The sequence below is a fragment of the Halomonas sp. genome (assembly GCF_041689495.1).
Classification (GTDB): domain Bacteria; phylum Pseudomonadota; class Gammaproteobacteria; order Pseudomonadales; family Halomonadaceae; genus Halomonas.
The window spans coordinates 1-15,033 of sequence record NZ_JBDNGD010000126.1; the positions used below are offsets into that span (position 1 = coordinate 1).

General features: G+C 63.5%; 15 protein-coding genes and 1 pseudogene. 7 read left to right on the forward strand and 9 right to left on the reverse strand.

The window, feature by feature from the left end:
- The 4 genes from ACESMD_RS04050 to ACESMD_RS04065 form a co-directional block, all read left to right on the forward strand.
- The coding region (locus ACESMD_RS04050; protein WP_372610566.1) for a S16 family serine protease at positions 1-318 on the forward strand (318 nt) is incomplete at its 5' end.
- A 35-nt stretch (positions 319-353) separates the two neighbouring features.
- Positions 354-587 (forward strand): hypothetical protein, encoded by a 234-nt coding sequence (locus ACESMD_RS04055; RefSeq protein ID WP_372610568.1) that lies wholly within the window; start codon positions 354-356, stop codon positions 585-587.
- Between the two features lie 241 nt (positions 588-828).
- Positions 829-1,392, forward strand: a complete 564-nt coding sequence (locus ACESMD_RS04060) for a hypothetical protein (RefSeq protein ID WP_372610570.1) — start codon at positions 829-831, stop codon at positions 1,390-1,392.
- 581 nt (positions 1,393-1,973) lie between these two features.
- Positions 1,974-2,564 carry a DUF4202 domain-containing protein gene (locus ACESMD_RS04065; RefSeq protein ID WP_372610572.1) on the forward strand — a complete coding sequence of 197 codons (591 nt, stop codon included), beginning with the start codon at positions 1,974-1,976 and terminating at the stop codon, positions 2,562-2,564.
- Positions 2,565-2,582: 18 nt separating this feature from the next.
- Here ACESMD_RS04065 and ACESMD_RS04070 read toward each other — a convergent pair whose 3' ends face one another.
- Together ACESMD_RS04070 and ACESMD_RS04075 are read right to left on the reverse strand one after the other, a co-directional pair.
- Positions 2,583-3,665, reverse strand: a complete 1,083-nt coding sequence (locus tag ACESMD_RS04070; protein WP_372610574.1) for a C45 family autoproteolytic acyltransferase/hydolase — start codon at positions 3,663-3,665, stop codon at positions 2,583-2,585.
- On the reverse strand, positions 3,662-4,435 hold the full coding sequence (locus ACESMD_RS04075) for a dienelactone hydrolase family protein (protein ID WP_372610576.1): 774 nt from the start codon (positions 4,433-4,435) through the stop codon (positions 3,662-3,664). Before ACESMD_RS04075 ends, ACESMD_RS04070 begins: the two co-directional genes overlap by 4 nt.
- 262 nt (positions 4,436-4,697) lie before the next feature.
- Here ACESMD_RS04075 and ACESMD_RS04080 point away from each other — a divergent pair, with 262 nt between their 5' ends.
- Positions 4,698-5,903 carry an ABC transporter substrate-binding protein gene (locus ACESMD_RS04080; protein ID WP_372610578.1) on the forward strand — a complete coding sequence of 402 codons (1,206 nt, stop codon included), beginning with the start codon at positions 4,698-4,700 and terminating at the stop codon, positions 5,901-5,903.
- Between the two features lie 120 nt (positions 5,904-6,023).
- Here ACESMD_RS04080 and ACESMD_RS04085 read toward each other — a convergent pair whose 3' ends face one another.
- From ACESMD_RS04085 to typA, 7 genes and pseudogenes are all read right to left on the reverse strand, one after another.
- Positions 6,024-7,325 (reverse strand): branched-chain amino acid ABC transporter permease, encoded by a 1,302-nt coding sequence (locus ACESMD_RS04085; RefSeq protein WP_372610580.1) that lies wholly within the window; start codon positions 7,323-7,325, stop codon positions 6,024-6,026.
- Complete coding sequence (locus ACESMD_RS04090; RefSeq protein ID WP_372610582.1) at positions 7,325-8,329, reverse strand: branched-chain amino acid ABC transporter permease; 1,005 nt, start codon at positions 8,327-8,329, stop codon at positions 7,325-7,327. Before ACESMD_RS04090 ends, ACESMD_RS04085 begins: the two co-directional genes overlap by 1 nt.
- Before the next feature lie 22 nt (positions 8,330-8,351).
- Positions 8,352-9,056 carry an ABC transporter ATP-binding protein gene (locus ACESMD_RS04095; protein WP_372610584.1) on the reverse strand — a complete coding sequence of 235 codons (705 nt, stop codon included), beginning with the start codon at positions 9,054-9,056 and terminating at the stop codon, positions 8,352-8,354.
- Between the two features lie 62 nt (positions 9,057-9,118).
- Complete coding sequence (locus tag ACESMD_RS04100) at positions 9,119-9,883, reverse strand: ABC transporter ATP-binding protein (RefSeq protein WP_372610586.1); 765 nt, start codon at positions 9,881-9,883, stop codon at positions 9,119-9,121.
- A gap of 99 nt (positions 9,884-9,982) precedes the next feature.
- A pseudogene (locus ACESMD_RS04105) lies at positions 9,983-10,120 on the reverse strand (hypothetical protein); the annotation flags it as partial.
- Between the two features lie 115 nt (positions 10,121-10,235).
- Positions 10,236-10,568, reverse strand: coding sequence for a hypothetical protein (locus tag ACESMD_RS04110; RefSeq protein ID WP_372610588.1), 333 nt, complete (start codon positions 10,566-10,568; stop codon positions 10,236-10,238).
- Between the two features lie 168 nt (positions 10,569-10,736).
- Positions 10,737-12,563 (reverse strand): translational GTPase TypA, encoded by a 1,827-nt coding sequence (gene typA, locus ACESMD_RS04115; protein ID WP_372610590.1) that lies wholly within the window; start codon positions 12,561-12,563, stop codon positions 10,737-10,739.
- Positions 12,564-13,271: 708 nt separating this feature from the next.
- On the opposite strand from typA, the gene glnA reads away from it, so the two are divergent.
- Positions 13,272-14,678, forward strand: a complete 1,407-nt coding sequence (glnA, locus tag ACESMD_RS04120) for a glutamate--ammonia ligase (RefSeq protein WP_372610592.1) — start codon at positions 13,272-13,274, stop codon at positions 14,676-14,678.
- Positions 14,679-14,909: 231 nt separating this feature from the next.
- On the forward strand, positions 14,910-15,033 hold a 124-nt coding region (locus ACESMD_RS04125; RefSeq protein WP_372610594.1), incomplete at its 3' end, for a DUF4124 domain-containing protein.

Sequence of the window (15,033 nt, forward strand, 5' to 3'; positions counted from 1 at the left end):
GAACTGCAAAACACCGGCCCACTGCGCGATCTCGCCCTGGCCAGCCTGGTTGCCTTCGCCTCAGGGCTGCTTGGCAGGCCCACTCAGAGCCAGATGGTGGTGCTGGGCGACATGAGCCTGGGTGGCAGCCTCAAGCCTGTGGAGAGCCTTGCCGAGTGCCTGCAGGTCGCCTTCGACGCCGGCGGCAAGCGCGTCACCCTGCCGATGAGCAGCGCCATGGATATCCCTACCATCCCCGCCGAGCTGTTCACCAAGTTTCAGACCAGCTTCTACGCCGAACCCGTTGACGCCGTGGTCAAGGCGCTGGGGGTGGAGTAACCCCCTCCACCTACAACGATACCGGCGAGAGCCCCGTGAACATCGAACCCGAACTGATCCAGAGCCCCCTCAATCAGGCCATCACCCGCAATGGATATACCCTGCGGGTAGACATCTACCGGCTGGAAGACGAAACCGACTGGCTACTGGAGGCCGTCAACGAGGATGGCACCTCCCGCGCGTGGGATGAGCGCTTTGCCACCGACCAGGCCGCCCTGGATGCGCGGATAGAAACTCCTCGGGCTTGGGCGGCGCGGCCTCGGGGGTAGGGTCGCGCCCCGCCCGGGCAGCGGACATCATAGTCGGCCGTGGCAGGTGGACAGCGAATTCATCCGGATCGCGGGGGGTCGGGGACGGGCGGCTGAGGGAGATCCAGCGCAGCGGCATGCTGTGTGGCGACAGGGGGTAAAGACTGTTATTGGACTGACCTGTATCAAGGCGTCCCCTCTTGGTGACAACTACGCTGACCAATGCTGAGCCTTGAACGCGAGTCTATAGAGGAGATAGGCCATGTTGTCTGCCCTTTCGATCTGTTCGACGACCCCCCTTCGCAGTCGTGGTCGACGTCCCGCCATTGCCCTTGGCACGCTGGTAGCGCTGGGTATCAGTGCTGCCGGCCTGGCCGCGGAGCCCGTCAGGCCTGATCTAACCCTCAAGCTGCAGGGCCTGCTGAAGAAGGAGATGATTCAGGTCGAGCAGGCGATGCAGGCGGTCTATAGCGCCATCGTGCAGGGGCGACACGCCATGGTGGCCGAGAAGGGGCAGTCGATTCACGACAGCTTCATTCTGGAACAGGCCCTGACCGATGAGGATCGTCAGGAGCTGAAGGCCGCCGTGCCGCCGGAATTTTTGCAGATGGATGCGTACCTGCATGAGCTCTCGGCGTCACTGGCCGAGGCTGGCCGTGCGGAAGATACCTCCCGGCAGGTGGATATCTTCGGTCGCATGACCGAATCCTGCGTGGCGTGTCACAGCACCTACGTGACCGACCGCTTCGAGGGGCTGGAAGCCTCTGACGTCCCGGCAGAGTGGGGGCTGGCGCCGGAGACGTCAGGCGATAGCCCGGAAGGTTGACCTGCCTCGGGTTTGCTTCAGAACAGGCGATTATCCTGGCCCGGCGGCATGGTGCCTACCGGGCCGGCCAGCTTGTTCAGCACGGGGGCCTGACAGATGCCTTTTCCCCCCTTCGACCAGACCCTCGCTGCCCTGGATGCCCTGCACGCGGAGGATCCGCGCCACGTGACGGTGGAGGGCGAGTCCGTCCCCAAGTAGTTGAGGCATCCAGGGCGCATGAGCGACTGCACGACGCACAGGACGAGCTGGTGCGCCCGGCGGTTCGCGGCCAGCACCCTGCAGCTCCCCGGCGGCGTAACGCTCCGCGTTCGGGGGCAGGGTGTGGCCGTGGGGTCCAGTTTACAAGACGGTGCTCATAAGTATTCTATTTAGAATAATCATCTATATTATCCTCTTGGGATATTATCTTTTTCTGTGTCAACTGCGTTCTTTGGTGCCTTCTTAGAGTAGTCGGCTTTGATTTGTGGCGTGGATATTTCGCGTTGCCGATGACGGCAGGGAAATCAGGCGGCAAGATGGTCACATGGTCATCTCGATCCAGGCGTCCTTTTGCGCGCCGCCGACCTTCACAAGGAGTTTTCATGTCATTCGACACCCCGTTCCACCGTGCCCTGGCCGCTCTGGATGCCTTGCACGCCGAGGATCCGCGGAGCGTTGAGGTTGATGGAGAATCCCTGCCCCGTGAGCTGTGGCATGGAAGGCGGATGAGCGACTGGCTCCGGACGGTGCAGGATTCGCCCGATGAACGGGTGCAACTGGCGGTGCGCGGCCAGCACCTGCAGCGCTGGCAGGTGCCACGCGGGGACTATCCGGAGGGGCGGGTGGGGTATCTCACCTGGCGGCGTGATCAGGGCCAGCGAGCCGGCGAGACCACGGCGCGACTGATGGTCGAGGCGGGCTATGCGGTCGAGGCGGCCGAGACGGTGTCACGGATGATCCGCAAGCATGGGCTGGGGCGCGATCCGGGCACCCAGGCGGTGGAGGATTGTGCCTGCCTGGTGTTTCTGGAGAACTACTTCGCCGATTTCTCCCGCAAGATCGATCACGACCACATGGTGCGCATCGTGCGGATGACCTGGAAGAAGATGTCGCCGCGGGCCCATGAGCTGGCGCTTGGCCTGCCCATGAACGGGGAGGCCATGGCCTTGGTGGAAGAGGCCCTGGCGGGCTGAGAGCCCGGCCTCGGCGGCTCAATCGGCGAGGGAGACCACCAGGCCTTCGGTGGTCTCGCAGGGCTTGCCATGGCGCAGGCTGAGGCGCCGTTCGGTCAGGTTCATGGTGACCGCGAACAGCGTCTCCATGCGTTCCTCGGCGGGCTGGTCGGGGTTGAAGTGCCGGCAGATCGACGGCGGGGCGCCTTGGTGGTCGCTGAGGATGTCGAACAGCGCGGCCTCGTTGATCTCGGCCTCGGGGGCCAGCCGTTCGCGCAGTAGCTGGTCGAGGCGTGCCAGGCGCGGGCGGGAGTCGGGGCGCGGGAAGTCCTCGACCTGGCAGGTGGCGGTGCGGGCATAGAGATGGTTGGTGTGGGTGACCACTCCCTGGTCGGGCGCCAGCCGACCGGGTTCGCCGGGGTGCACTTCCAGGCCGGCGGCCTGGCTCTCTTTGCTGCCGAACTGAGCGCTGGCGATCAGGAAGTGCGCGGGTGAGCAGACCCGCTGGCGGCTGGCCACGCCCACGGCGCTGTCCATGTCCGGGCTCTCGAGTATCTTGCGCAGGGCGACATGGATGGGCAGGCCTTCGCCGCAGGTGCGCGAGCGGATGGCGTTGAGACAGACACCGACGCCGTGGGCGTTCATGCCGATCTTGGCCACCATGCCGGCCTCGCCGATGCTGACCAGTGGGGCGGTGCTCTCGCCATGGATCTCGAGCACCACCAGGTTATGGAGCTGGTCGGTCCGCCAGTCCCAGTTCTGGGCCAGCCACTGCCGGCCGCCGCGCTGCAGGGCGAAGGCCGAGCAGCCGCCACTGGCCTTGGTCAGCGAGATCTCGCTGCGGCAGTTCAGGGTGAGGATGTCGTCGAGGTCGAGCCCGGCGCCCCTGGCGATGCCGGTCATTTCCTCGAGGATCTCGGGAAAGCCACGCTCGATCATCGGCAGGAAACGCGCCGCCTCGCGGCGTGCTTCCCGCCAGTCGATGCCCACGAAGTCATGGAAGAGTCGATCATAGACCTTGAGGCTGTCCTGGATCAGCCGCGCGTGGGCTTGGCCATGGGCCTCGCCCAGCGCCGTTCGCGTGCCGGAAAGCCGGGTGACCTTGAGGGTGTCGATGCTCATAGCGTCTCGTCGAGCAACTCGAGGAAGGCGGCCCAGGATTTCTCGTCGGCCCGCTCCTGGTAGCGGTCGCTGCCGAAGACCGTGAAGGCGTGAGGCGCGCCGGAGTAAACCTCGATCTCGTAGGTGAGGCCTGCCGCCTCGAGTTCCTGGCTGAGAGTGGCGACATCGTCCATGGAGATGGAGCTATCGGCACCGCCGTGGGCGATCAGGATCGGCGGGGTATCGGTGTCCCACGACTGGCCCTCGGGAGTCGTCAGGCCACCGTGGAAGGTCGCATAGCCCTGAATCGCCTCGGCCTCGCCGGAGCGGGCGAGTTCCAGTGCCACGGCGCCGCCGAAGCAGTACCCCATCACCACGGTCTCCTCGGTGGCGCCCTGGGCGCGAGCCTCTTCAAGGCCGCCGAGCGTCAGGGTGCGCATGCGATCGCGGTCCTCGTACAGGCGGGCGGTCTCTGCCTTGCGGGCGTCGATCTCCTCGGGGCGGTTGCCCCGGCCGTAGAGATCGACGGCGAAGGCATCATAGCCTTGCTCGGCGAGCATGTCGGCTCGGCGGCGTTCGTAGTCGTCAAGGCCGTCCCAGTCGTGGATGACCAGCACGGTGCCTCGGGATTCACCCTGGGCGGTGACCAGGTAGCCCTCGAAGGCCTCATCACCGAGCTGGTAGATGATGTCATCACCGGCGGGCGTAAAGGCCTGGGCCTGGCCGGCGGCGAGGAAGGTGGCGGCCAGGCCGAGAGGCGCCAGCCGGGAGAAGGTGGATGGGCGTGTCATGGGGAACTCCGTGTCTGTTGACGGGAAGTGAACCTTGAGTATAGTCACACGAAACGCTCGAGCGTCCGACAGCGGGGAGGGCGTATCTGTTCGCTGTGGCAGGTCAATGCGTGTCTTCTTGCTCGGCAGGCGTCACGACATCGTTGCCTGCTACGTTGGTAGCCGGGGCTTGTATTTTGGCGCTTGGCCTTCCAGATTGAGGCGTGAACGTGGGCGCCGCCTCGAGTCGCTCACGAAACCATTGAGAAAGGGAACGACCACCATGAAGAAGAACCTAGTGACACTGGCCGTGGCAGCCTCCGCCCTGGCCTTGACTGGTGCGGCTCAGGCCGAGGTCAAGATCGGCTTCCTGGGGGGCTTTACCGGCGGTATCGAGAGCCTGACGCCACCGATCTTCGATGGCGCCCAGCTGGCCGTGCAGCATATCAATGACCAGGGCGGGCTCCTCTCCGGCCAGACCCTGGTAATGCCCAGTGGTGACACCACCTGCAGTGGTGCCTCGGCAGCCTCCAATGCGGCAGACCGCATGGTCAACACCGAGCAGGTCACGGCCATCGTCGGGGCGCTGTGCACCGGTGCCACCATCGCTGCGGCCAACAACGCGGCCATCCCCGGCGGCGTGACCATGGTCTCGCCGGCCTCCACGGCCCCGGCGGTTGCGGAGCTGGACGACAACGACCTGGTGTTCCGCACCGTGCCCACGGACGCCTTCCAGGGCGAGATGCTGGCCAAACTGCTGCTGGAAAAGGGCATCGACGAGACCGTGGTGACCTACGTCAACAACGACTATGGTCGCGGCCTGGCGGATTCCTTCGTCGCGGCCTATGAAGCCGGCGGTGGCATGGTGGCGGAGAACCTGGCCCATGAGGACAATCGTGCCGATTATCGCTCTGAGCTGGGTATCCTCTCGGCGTCCGGCGTACCGAACCTGGTGGTGCTGGCCTATGCCGATACCTCCGGCCAGACGGTGCTTCGCCAGGCCTACGAGGGTGGCATGTTCACTCAATACGTGGGCGCCGACGGCATGGTCGGCGACAGCCTGGTCGAGGCGGTGGGCGCCGATGTGCTGGAAGGCATGATCGCCACCCGTCCGGGCAGCCCGGAACTGCCCGGCACCGACATCTTCAAGGCCCTGGCCGAGGAGGCGGGCATCGACCCCAGCGCGGTGTTTGCCGCCCAGGCCTATGATGCGGCCTTCCTGCTGGCACTGGCCATCGAGCAGAACGGCAGCGCCGAGCGCGAGGGGCTTTCCGCCGCCCTGCGCAGCGTGGCCGCCGAGCCCGGCGAGGTTATCCTGCCGGGTGAGTGGGAGAAGGCCGTGGAGCTGATCGCCGCCGGCACCGAGATCAACTATGAGGGTGCCTCCGGTACCCATGAGTTCGACCAGAGCGGTGATGTGCCGGGGGTGGTGGTCGAGATGGCAGTCGAGGATGGCGCCTTCGTCACCAAGGACCTGGTCCAGCCCTGATTGGTCCCCGATCAAGAAGTCCTGAGCCAATAAGCTAGACAACCAAGCTAGACAACTAAGCTACACAACAAGGCCCCGGCGAGTGATCGCCGGAGCCTTGTTGTGTATTGAGTGTCTCCATCAATCGTGGTGCTTGACGGTCTCTGGCAGCAGCCCCTTGGGGGCATAGCGCAGTACCAGTGAGATCAGCAGGCCGATCACGAATACCCTGGCCTGGAGCGCGCGGCTGTCCATGTTGGTGGGGGCCTCCCAGCCGAAGGCGCCCTCGCCGAAGGAGACGACAAGCTCCATCAGGAAGAGTGCCAGCGGCTCGGACATGATCCAGATGATGTAGACCGCCACGGCACCGAAGATGGTGCCCAGGTTGTTGCCGGGGCCGCCGAGGATGACCATCACCAGCACCAGGAAGGTATGGTTGAGCGGCAGGTAGCCCTGGGGGTCGAACATGCTGTTGAAGCTGCCGAGTGCGGCGCCGCCGATGCCCATCAGGATGCAGCCCAGCACGAAGATCTCCAGGCGGCGCTTGTTGATGTCCTTGCCCATGGCGGCGGCGGAGATCTCGTTGTCGCGGATGGCGCGGATCATCCTTCCCCAGGGGGCGCGGTAGACGCGGGTCAGCAGGAAGAAGATCACCGCGATCATCACCGCGGTGATCGAGAGGTAGAGCGCCCGGGCGAGGGTGAAGCCGACCTCGGCGGGGCCCGGTACCGGCCAGGGCAGCGGCGAGACGGTGGCGGTGCCACGGGTCAGCCAGTCGGAGTTCTTGAGGAAGGCCTTGATGATCTCGGCGATGCCCAGGGTGGCAATGGCCAGGTAGTCGCTGCGCAGTCCCAGGCAGACGCGGCCGATGAAGTAACCGACGCCACCGGCGAGCGCGCCGCCGGCGATCCAGCCCACGCCGACCGGCAGGCCCAGGCCGCCGATGAAGCCGGCCCGGGACTCGATCTGGTCGGTCACGCCGCGAAAGGCATTGATCACCACCAGGTAGAGCACCACCGCGAGGATCACGGCGATAACGGTACGCAGCTTCTTCGGCATGCCCAGGCGGTCGAGCCGGGTGGCGCCGAAGACCACCAGGACGGCGGCGACCATGTAGAGCAATGCCCGGCCGAGCTCGCCGGGCAGCTCGGTCTCCCAGAAGTTCGGGTTCACCGGAATGCTGAAGAACATGGCGCAGAAGCCGCCCAGGGCCACGAAGCCCATCACGCCGGCGTTGAACTGGCCGGCATAGCCCCACTGAATGGTCAGGCCCAGGGCCAGGATGGCGTAGCAGGAGGCCTCCACCAGCATGCGGGTGCTGTAGGCGCTGCCCATGAGGGCGTAGACCCCCAGCACGGCCACCAGCAGGGCGGCGAATAGCACGGCTTCCCTCAATGGGAAGCGGCGCGGGGCGGGGACGCTGTCGGTTCGAGTCGTGTTCATCAGATCACCTTGCCCTTGAAGATGCCGGTGGGACGCCACACCAGGATGACGACCAGGATGAAGAAGGGCACCACGATCTTGTATTCGGTGCCGACGAAAGCCAGGTTGCCGGCCTGGGTCATCCACTCCGGCAGGCTGTCGCGGAAGGGCCGCAGCAGCACGCTCCAGTTGAACACCGCCAGGGTCTCGGCGAAGCCCACCACGAAGCCGCCGGCGACGGCCCCGAACGGGTGGCCCACGCCGCCGACGATGGCCGCGGCGAAGATCGGCAGCAACAGGAAGAAGCTCAGGTCGGGCTTGAAGGTCACGTCCAGCGACAGCAGGGTGCCAGCGATGGCGGCGAGCCCCCCGGCGATCACCCAGGTCACGGCGACAATGGTATTGGTATTGATGCCCGAGGCCTGGGCCAGGTCGGGGTTGTCGGACATGGCGCGCATTGCCTTGCCCAGCCGCGAGCGGCTGAGGAAGAGGTGCAGGCCGACGACCGCGACGAGGGTGATCACGAAGAGGTAGAGCTGGGGCTCGGTGATCACGACCGGGGCACGCACGCCCTCGAAGGGCAGGGCGAGACGGAAGATCTCCTTGCGGTCGTCTACATAGAGGGTCTGGCCGCTGGTGCCGGCGAACAGCCGGATCAGCCCCTGGAGCATCAGGGTCACCCCCAGGGAGGCGATGACCAGCACGATGGGCTTGACGCCATGGGCGCGGAGTGGCTTGTAGAAGGCGCGGTCGACGCCAACGGCCAGCAAGGCGGTGAGGGCCATGGCCAGGGGGAGCATCAGGATGGCGGTGGGCACTCCGATGAGGTCTCCCGCCGCAGGGAAGAGGGTGGTCAGCAGCAGCACCATGAAGGCGCCGAAGGTCATCATGTCGCCATGGGCGAAGTGGGCGAAGCGCATGATACTGAAGATCAGCGTCACCCCGACCGCGCCGATGGCGTAGATCGAGCCGGACACGCTGCCGGCGATCACCACGTTGTTGATAAAGAAGACCAGTTCATTCACGTCGGTACTCTCCCGTTCCCGGCTAGCCGCCCAGGAAGCTCTTGGCGACCTCCGGGTCGGCCAGCAGGGCGGCCCCGGTATCGGTGAAACGGTTCTGGCCGGCGGCCAGCACGAACCCCTTGTCGGCGATGGCCAGCGCCTGCTTGGCGTTCTGTTCGACCATCAGGATGCCCACGCCGGCATCGTTGATCTGCTTTACCCGTTCGAAGATCTCGCTCATGTAGAGCGGCGAAAGGCCGGCGGTTGGCTCGTCGAGCAGCAGCAGGCTGGGCTCGGCCATCAGGGCGCGACCCATGGCGACCATCTGGCGCTGGCCCCCGGAGAGCTCGCCGGCGGGCTGGCGGCGCTTTTCATACAGAGGGGGGAAGAAGCCATAGACGTTGTCGAGCATCCGCTTGACGTTGTCGGGCTTGAGGAAGGCGCCCATTTCCAGGTTTTCCTGCACCGTCAGGCTGGGGAAGACATTATGCTCCTGGGGGATGAAGCCCATGCCTTTCTGCACCAGCTTGTTGGGGGGCAGGTTGTGAATGGGCTCGCCGCGCAGCAGGATCTCGCCCTGATTGACCTTGAGCAGGCCGAATACCGCCTTGAGCATCGTCGACTTTCCGGCGCCATTGGGACCGACGATCACGCCGATCTCGTCGGCCTCGATGGACATGTTCACCCCGTTGAGGATGTTCATGCTGCCATAGCCGCCGTGGACGTCGCTCGCTTCGAGTAGTGGCATCGATGGATTCCTGAGTGGCTCGCTTGGTGTTGTCGCAAGGTGTTCTCGGGTGGCGTTTAACGTCAGGCAGCACCGAAATACGCTTCGATGACCTCGGGGTTGTTCTGGATCTCCTCGATACTGCCCTCGACCATCACGCTGCCCTGGGCGAGTACGATCACCGGGTCACAGAGCCGGGCGATCATGTCCATGTCGTGCTCGATGACCAGGAAGCTGTAACCCATCTCGCGATTCAGGCGCTCGATGTTGTTGACCAGGTCGCCGAGCAGGGTGCGGTTGACGCCGGCGGCGATCTCGTCGAGCAGCACGACCTTGGCATCGGTCATCATGGTGCGACCGAGCTCGAGGAGCTTCTTCTGCCCCCCGGAGAGGTTGCCGGCCAGTTCATTGCGCACATGATAGAGGCCGATGAAGTCGATCACCTCCAGCGCTCGCCGCCTTACATCGCCTTCCTGAAGCCGCACCATCGTCGGCTTGAACCAGGCGTTGAAGAGGTCCTCGCCAGCCTGGTGGGGTGGCACCATCATCAGGTTCTCCAGCGCCGACATGTGGGAGAATTCGTGAGCGATCTGGAAGGTACGCAACAGCCCCTTGCGGAAGAGTTCGTTGGCGGGGCGGTTGGTGATGTCCTCCCCTCTGAGCAGTACCTGGCCGCTGTCCAGCGGCAGGGCGCCGGCGATGATGTTGAACAGGGTGGACTTGCCGGCGCCATTGGGGCCGATCAGACCTGTGATCGAGCCTTCCTTGACCTGGATCGAGCAGTCATTGATGACCTTGAGGCCACCGAAGGCCTTGTTGACGTGTCGAACATCGATGATGGCTGACATGGGCGGTTCCGTTAGTGTTCTGCTCTGTCGAGGTGTCTGCTGCGATATCCTGGATCAGCCTTGCTCTCGATGGTCTTTCAGGAAGGTACGTCCGACGGCGAAGGCGCCGCCGCCGTTCTCGCCGGCCAGGTAGGGAAAGCGCCACAGAAAGCGCCACAGATTGCCCAGGCCGACGGCCGAGCCGACGGCCGCCAGCAGAAAAGTGCCCTTGTGGGTCCGGACGTTGTGCGAACTCATCGATGCCCCCGAAGGGGTGTCTTGGCGGTCGCTACTTTGCGATATTCCTGGCGGACTGGCCAGGGGCCGTGCGTTTAGATTGCGTTAATGCAGTCGGTGGTACCGCTGTCGGCGATCAGGTGCCTTCTTCGTCAGGGTCCTCGTCGTCATCTGTCCCGTGGCGGGGCTCCAGGGCCCGGCTGGCATCCGGCAGGCGCACGGTGTCGCCGAGGGCGAGCTTGCCGTGGGATTTCAGTCGCCGGCCGTTGTCGGTCGAGATGATGACGGCGACCTCGCCGATGCTGGTGCCGTCCACCCAGGCCTCGACCCTTACCCTAACGATGGCGCCTTCATGGCGTGCCGAGAGAATGTCGCCTGTCCTGGGCTCGGAGTGCCCCGTCGGGTCCTGCGCGAAGTAGTGCATGACACTGTCGGCACCGGGATCGTCCCAGTCGATGTGCTTGTGCATGGCCTGTGCTCCTGTTGATCTGGTTTTCACTATGCCCAACCCGCGACTATGTTCAATCCGCTACTGGGCCGAGGTTGCTGGTCATGACGTTACAGCATAGCTGACCATCTGGCCCGCTCGACACGCGAAAGCCCGCCGATAGCGGGCTTTCTTTCCTGGCACCGGGTATTATTTCTTGCTGGCGCGCTTGCGCTCGTTTTCCGTGAGGTGCTTCTTGCGCAGGCGGATGTGGTGGGGGGTGATCTCCACCAGTTCGTCGTCGTCGACGAATTCGACGGCCTGCTCCATGGAGAATCTGATCGGCGGGGTCAGCACGATGTTCTCGTCGTTGCCCGTGGAGCGCATGTTGTCGAGCTTCTTGCCCTTGGTCGGGTTGACCACCATGTCGTTGGCACGGTTGTTGATGCCGACCAGCATGCCCTCGTAGACCTCGGTGCCATGGTCGATGATCAGCTTGCCGCGCTCCTGAAGGGCGTAGAGCGCATAGGCCAGGGCCTTGCCGGGGACCATCGAGACCAGCACGCCATTGCGACGCTCGATGGAGGCCTCGGGCCGGAAGGGGCCGTAATGGTCGAAGCGGCTGGTGAGGATGCCGGTGCCGGAGGTCAGGGTCAGGAACTGGCCGCGGAAACCGATCAGCCCGCGGGCGGGGATCATGAAGTCCAGCCGCACGCGCCCCTTGCCGTCGGGGTTCATGTTGAGGAGCTCACCCTTGCGGTAGCCGAGTTCCTCCATGATGGCGCCCTGGTGCTGCTCCTCGCAGTCGATGAGCACTTCCTCGTAGGGCTCGCGTTTCTCGCCGTCGATCTCGCGGATGATCACCTCGGGGCGGCCCACCCCCAGCTCGAAACCCTCGCGACGCATGGTCTCGATCAGCACCGAGAGGTGCAGCTCACCGCGCCCGGAGACCTTGAACTTCTCGGGAGAGTCACCCGGCTCGACGCGCAGGGCGACGTTGTGGATCAGTTCCTGCTCGAGGCGTTCCTTGATGTTGCGGCTGGTGACGAACTTGCCGTCCTTGCCGGCGAAGGGCGAATCGTTGACCTGGAAGGTCATGGAGACGGTGGGTTCGTCCACCGACAGCGGCGGCAGCGCCTCGATGGTGACCGGGTCACAGAGCGTGTCGGAGAGCGACAGGCTGTCGATGCCGGTGATGCAGATGATGTCGCCGGCATCGGCTTGTTCGGTCTGGATGCGCTCCAGGCCCATGTGGGTCATCACCTGGCCGACCTTGCCCTTGCGAGTCTTGCCGTCAATACCGACGATCACCACCTGCTGGTTGGGCTTGACCGAGCCACGCTTTATGCGGCCCAGGCCGATGACGCCCACATAGCTGGAATAGTCGAGGGCCGAGATCTGCATCTGGAGTGGGCCGTCCAGTTCCACCTTGGGTGGCTCGACGATATCGACGATGGCCTGGAACATGGGCGTCATGTCGTCCGCCATCTCTTCCGGGTCCGGGCCGGCGACACCGTTCAGTGCCGAGCAGTAGATGATCGGGAAGTCGAGTTGCTCATCCGAGGCACCGAGGTTGTCGAAGAGATCGAAGATCTGGTCGATGACCCAGTCGGGACGGGCGCCGGGGCGGTCGATCTTGTTGACTACCACGATGGGGCGCAGGCCCTGATCGAAGGCCTTCTGGGTCACGAAGCGGGTCTGCGGCATGGGGCCGTCGACGGCATCGACCAGCAACAGCACCGAGTCGACCATCGACATCACGCGCTCGACCTCACCGCCGAAATCGGCGTGTCCCGGGGTGTCGACGATGTTGATGTGGTAGTCCTGCCCCTCGGGGTCCTGCCAGCGGATCGCGGTGTTCTTCGCCAGGATGGTGATGCCGCGTTCCTTTTCCTGGTCGCTGGAGTCCATGATGCGCTCCTGCCCCTCTGCCTTGCGGTCCAGCGTGCCGGACTGGCTGAGGAGCTTGTCGACCAGAGTGGTCTTGCCGTGGTCGACGTGGGCGATGATGGCGATGTTGCGAAGTTTCTCGATCACTACGCGATCCTGCTGGGAAAAAGTGGGGACGCATTATAGAGCCTGGCCTCGGCCTGCTACCAGCGCTGTCGTCCGGAATGTGCCGCGATATCGCCATATCAGTGACTTGGGCGTTGCCGAATCGGCGGTTTCGGCTCAGGTGTTGCCGTTGGTGATCCTGGCCTGACAGGCGCGCAGATGCTGCAGGCAAGCATGAGTGGCGATCTCCGGCGGCATTTCGGGACCCCGATGCCAGGAGCGAATGTCTTCTGGCCAGCGGCTTGTTGTCAAGAAGCGTAGCTTTTAGTTATAGAAAGCAGCAATTTGTTTCTTGCTGATCGAGTCGGCCTCGACGGTCAGCGTTATTGGGCATTGGCCTCCTGATTGTCGACTCTTTGTTCCATTATGGTGCAATAGTGAGCCGTATATGCACTTTAATAGTGCGTTTTTATCTCTTTTGATGAGACTCCCGGGTATCAGAGAACATTCTGGTGCAGATGGCGGGCGATAAAAAACGGAGAAACCATTCTTTAATCAATTGGTTGCGATTTTTTTCCGAGGATTTTGCGTATTTCTGGCACGGAGTCTGCATTGCAGGTGGCAGCGCCATGCAAGTACATGGCTTCGTGGGCAGATTGTCCACGACGTGTTACAACAGACGGCTGGCAACACCGGCCCAGTGGATTGCTCAACAAACGCATCAAGCCAAGCTCACAGCGGAGGACTCACATGTCTGCCAATACCCTCGCCCTGATCGAAGAACATGACGTCAAATGGATCGATCTGCGCTTTACCGATACGCGTGGCAAGGAACAGCACGTCAGTATCCCCGCGCGCGATGTCGACGAGGAATTCTTCGAGAACGGCCAGATGTTTGATGGTTCATCCATCGACGGTTGGAAGGGGATCAACGAATCGGACATGATCCTGCGCCCGGATGACACCACGCCCTACCTGGATCCCTTTACCGAAGATGCCACTCTGGTGCTGCGCTGCGACATCATCGAGCCGGCCACCATGCAGGGCTATGAGCGTGATCCGCGCTCCATCGCCAAGCGAGCCGAGGCGTACCTGCTGTCCACTGGACTGGGCGATACCGCCTTCTTCGGTCCGGAGCCCGAGTTCTTCATCTTCGACGAGGTACACTGGAAGGCCGACATCGAAGGCGCCATGTACAAGATCACCTCCGAGGAGGGTGCCTGGTCCACCGATCGTCAGGTCGAAGGCGGCAACATGGGTCACCGTCCCCGCGTCAAGGGCGGTTACTTCCCGGTGCCCCCGGTGGACAGCTTCCACGATATCCGTGGTGCCATGTGCAACACCCTGGAGGCCATCGGCCAGACCGTCGAGGTCCACCACCATGAGGTGTCCAACGCCGGTCAGAACGAAATCGGTGTCAAGTTCAACACCCTGGTCAAGAAGGCTGACGAAGTTCAGGAAATGAAGTACGTCATCCACAACGTGGCCCACGCCTACGGCAAGACCGCCACCTTCATGCCCAAGCCCATCGTCGGCGACAACGGTTCCGGCATGCACGTCCACCAGTCCTTCTGGAAGGATGGCGACAACCAGTTCGCGGGTGACGAGTACGCGGGGCTTTCCGAGATGGCGCTCTACTACATCGGCGGCATCATCAAGCACGCCCGTGCCCTGAACGCCTTCACCAATGCGTCCACCAACTCCTACAAGCGCCTGGTGCCTGGCTTCGAGGCGCCGGTCATGCTGGCCTACAGCGCCCGCAACCGCAGTGCCTCCATCCGTATCCCCTACACGGCAAGCCCCAAGGGCAAGCGTATCGAGTGTCGTTTCCCCGACCCGACCGCCAATCCCTACCTGGCCTTTTCGGCGATGCTGATGGCGGGTATCGATGGCATCAAGAACAAGATCCACCCGGGCGATGCCATGGACAAGAACCTCTATGACCTGCCGCCGGAAGAGGTCAAGTCCGTGCCGACCGTGGCCAACAGCCTCGACCAGGCGCTGGAAGCGCTGGACGCCGACCGTGCCTTCCTCACCGAGGGTGGCGTCTTCACCGATGACATGATCGACGGTTATATCGAACTAAAGATGGAAGATGTGGATCGTATCCGCATGTCGACCCACCCGATCGAGTTCGACATGTACTACAGCTGCTGATCGACCCTGGTGGTCCTCGTCCCTCCGGGGACGATTAGCATCGGTTCATCTGATGGTCTATCGAAAGGGTTCCGCCATGGCGGAACCCTTTTGTTTCGTTCAGTATCAAAGTCAGATATAGGTAGATCATTCAGCGGCATGATCCCGTTGGCACCGGTGATGGGCCACAGGGGTATGAACAGAGGAAACGCGATGAACAAGACACTACTTGTCTTGGTGCTGGGCGTCTCGATGAGTCTCACCGCCCAGGCCCAGACGGTCTACCGCACCACCGATGCCCAGGGCAATGTCATCTTCACCGATGACCCCGAGCGCGGCGGCGAGGAGTACCAGCCTCCCCGTCTCACCGTGGTGC

What these genes read in the sequence shown, in the direction of transcription:
- ACESMD_RS04080 (WP_372610578.1), top strand. Translation starts at nt 4,698, where the DNA reads ATGAAGAAGAACCTAGTGACACTGGCCGTGGCAGCCTCCGCCCTGGCC.
- ACESMD_RS04070 (WP_372610574.1), bottom strand. Translation starts at nt 3,665, where the DNA reads ATGAGCATCGACACCCTCAAGGTCACCCGGCTTTCCGGCACGCGAACG.
- ACESMD_RS04060 (WP_372610570.1), top strand. Translation starts at nt 829, where the DNA reads ATGTTGTCTGCCCTTTCGATCTGTTCGACGACCCCCCTTCGCAGTCGT.
- ACESMD_RS04065 (WP_372610572.1), top strand. Translation starts at nt 1,974, where the DNA reads ATGTCATTCGACACCCCGTTCCACCGTGCCCTGGCCGCTCTGGATGCC.
- ACESMD_RS04085 (WP_372610580.1), bottom strand. Translation starts at nt 7,325, where the DNA reads ATGAACACGACTCGAACCGACAGCGTCCCCGCCCCGCGCCGCTTCCCA.
- ACESMD_RS04095 (WP_372610584.1), bottom strand. Translation starts at nt 9,056, where the DNA reads ATGCCACTACTCGAAGCGAGCGACGTCCACGGCGGCTATGGCAGCATG.
- ACESMD_RS04110 (WP_372610588.1), bottom strand. Translation starts at nt 10,568, where the DNA reads ATGCACAAGCACATCGACTGGGACGATCCCGGTGCCGACAGTGTCATG.
- glnA (WP_372610592.1), top strand. Translation starts at nt 13,272, where the DNA reads ATGTCTGCCAATACCCTCGCCCTGATCGAAGAACATGACGTCAAATGG.
- ACESMD_RS04075 (WP_372610576.1), bottom strand. Translation starts at nt 4,435, where the DNA reads ATGACACGCCCATCCACCTTCTCCCGGCTGGCGCCTCTCGGCCTGGCC.
- ACESMD_RS04100 (WP_372610586.1), bottom strand. Translation starts at nt 9,883, where the DNA reads ATGTCAGCCATCATCGATGTTCGACACGTCAACAAGGCCTTCGGTGGC.